This window comes from Lysinibacillus sp. NPDC097195 (genome assembly GCF_044762075.1).
Classification (GTDB): Bacteria; Bacillota; Bacilli; order Bacillales_A; family Planococcaceae; genus Lysinibacillus.
Window position 1 is genome coordinate 1 of record NZ_JBIWDP010000015.1, and the last position, 2,931, is coordinate 2,931.

Annotated in this window: 1 rRNA gene; it reads left to right on the forward strand. The window is 52.5% G+C overall.

What is annotated here, in order from left to right:
• A 23S ribosomal RNA gene (locus ACIQXI_RS21920) occupies nucleotides 1-2,928 on the forward strand.
• Nucleotides 2,929-2,931 lie beyond the last annotated feature (3 nt).

The window sequence follows — 2,931 nt, forward strand, 5'->3', positions numbered from 1 at the left end:
GGTTAAGTTATTAAGGGCGCACGGCGAATGCCTTGGCACTAGGAGCCGAAGAAGGACGGCACTAACACCGATATGCTTCGGGGAGCTGTAAGTGAGCTTTGATCCGGAGATTTCCGAATGGGGGAACCCACTACGTTTAATCGCGTAGTATCTTGACGTGAATACATAGCGTCTTGAAGGCAGACCCAGGGAACTGAAACATCTAAGTACCTGGAGGAAGAGAAAGAAAAATCGATTCCCTGAGTAGCGGCGAGCGAAACGGGAAGAGCCCAAACCAAGAGGCTTGCCTCTTGGGGTTGTAGGACACTCTATACGGAGTTACAAAGGAATGAGTTAGATGAAGCGACTTGGAAAGGTCCGCCAGAGCAGGTAAAAGCCCTGTAGTCGAAAGTTTATTCCCTCCAGAGTGGATCCTGAGTACGGCGGAACACGTGAAATTCCGTCGGAATCCGGGAGGACCATCTCCCAAGGCTAAATACTACCTAGTGACCGATAGTGAACCAGTACCGTGAGGGAAAGGTGAAAAGCACCCCGGAAGGGGAGTGAAAGAGATCCTGAAACCGTGTGCCTACAAGTAGTTAGAGCCCGTTAATGGGTGATAGCGTGCCTTTTGTAGAATGAACCGGCGAGTTACGATTACGTGCGAGGTTAAGCTTTAGAAGGCGGAGCCGCAGCGAAAGCGAGTCTGAATAGGGCGAATTAGTACGTGGTCGTAGACCCGAAACCAGGTGATCTACCCATGTCCAGGGTGAAGGTGAGGTAACACTTACTGGAGGCCCGAACCCACGCACGTTGAAAAGTGCGGGGATGAGGTGTGGGTAGCGGAGAAATTCCAATCGAACTTGGAGATAGCTGGTTCTCTCCGAAATAGCTTTAGGGCTAGCCTCGTGATGAGAATACTGGAGGTAGAGCACTGTTTGGACTAGGGGGCCATCCCGGTTTACCGAATTCAGACAAACTCCGAATGCCAGATATTTATACACGGGAGTCAGACTGCGAGTGATAAGATCCGTAGTCAAAAGGGAAACAGCCCAGACCACCAGCTAAGGTCCCAAAGTAATCGTTAAGTGGAAAAGGATGTGGCGTTGCACAGACAACCAGGATGTTGGCTTAGAAGCAGCCATCATTTAAAGAGTGCGTAATAGCTCACTGGTCGAGTGACGCTGCGCCGAAAATGTATCGGGGCTAAACGATTCACCGAAGCTGTGGATTGACATCTACGATGTCAGTGGTAGGAGAGCGTTCTAAGTGCGTTGAAGTCAGACCGGAAGGACTGGTGGAGCGCTTAGAAGTGAGAATGCCGGTATGAGTAGCGAAAGACGGGTGAGAATCCCGTCCACCGTATGACTAAGGTTTCCTGAGGAAGGCTCGTCCGCTCAGGGTTAGTCGGGACCTAAGCCGAGGCCGATAGGCGTAGGCGATGGACAACAGGTTGATATTCCTGTACCACCTCCTCACCGTTTGAGAAATGGGGGGACGCAGTAGGATAGGGTAAGCGCGCCGTTGGTTGTGCGCGTCCAAGCAGTAAGGCGTGTGTGTAGGCAAATCCGCACACTGTAACGTTGAGCTGTGATGGCGAGTCCGTATGGACGAAGTTCCTGATTTCACACTGCCAAGAAAAGCCTCTATCGAGGTGAGAGGTGCCCGTACCGCAAACCGACACAGGTAGTCGAGGAGAGAATCCTAAGGTGTGCGAGAGAACTCTCGTTAAGGAACTCGGCAAAATGACCCCGTAACTTCGGGAGAAGGGGTGCTCTTGAGCGTGCAAGCGCATGAGAGCCGCAGTGAATAGGCCCAGGCGACTGTTTAGCAAAAACACAGGTCTCTGCAAAACCGTAAGGTGACGTATAGGGGCTGACGCCTGCCCGGTGCTGGAAGGTTAAGAGGAGTGGTTAGCGCAAGCGAAGCTGCGAATTGAAGCCCCAGTAAACGGCGGCCGTAACTATAACGGTCCTAAGGTAGCGAAATTCCTTGTCGGGTAAGTTCCGACCCGCACGAAAGGCGTAACGATCTGGGCACTGTCTCAACGAGAGACTCGGTGAAATTATAGTACCTGTGAAGATGCAGGTTACCCGCGACAGGACGGAAAGACCCCGTGGAGCTTTACTGTAGCCTGATATTGAATTTTGGTACAACTTGTACAGGATAGGTAGGAGCCAGAGATCTCGGAGCGCCAGCTTCGAAGGAGGCGTCGGTGGGATACTACCCTGGTTGTATTGAAATTCTAACCCATGCCCCTTAGCGGGGCAGGAGACAGTGTCAGGCGGACAGTTTGACTGGGGCGGTCGCCTCCTAAAAGGTAACGGAGGCGCCCAAAGGTTCCCTCAGAATGGTTGGAAATCATTCGTAGAGTGTAAAGGCACAAGGGAGCTTGACTGCGAGACCTACAAGTCGAGCAGGGTCGAAAGACGGGCTTAGTGATCCGGTGGTTCCGCATGGAAGGGCCATCGCTCAACGGATAAAAGCTACCCCGGGGATAACAGGCTTATCTCCCCCAAGAGTCCACATCGACGGGGAGGTTTGGCACCTCGATGTCGGCTCATCGCATCCTGGGGCTGTAGTCGGTCCCAAGGGTTGGGCTGTTCGCCCATTAAAGCGGTACGCGAGCTGGGTTCAGAACGTCGTGAGACAGTTCGGTCCCTATCCGTCGTGGGCGTAGGAAATTTGAGAGGAGCTGTCCTTAGTACGAGAGGACCGGGATGGACACACCGCTGGTGTACCAGTTGTCTTGCCAAAGGCATCGCTGGGTAGCTATGTGTGGACGGGATAAGTGCTGAAAGCATCTAAGCATGAAGCCCCCCTCAAGATGAGATTTCCCATTACGCAAGTAAGTAAGATCCCTCAAAGACGATGAGGTAGATAGGTTCGAGGTGGAAGTGTGGTGACACATGGAGCTGACGAATACTAATCGATCGAGGACTTAACCAAAAA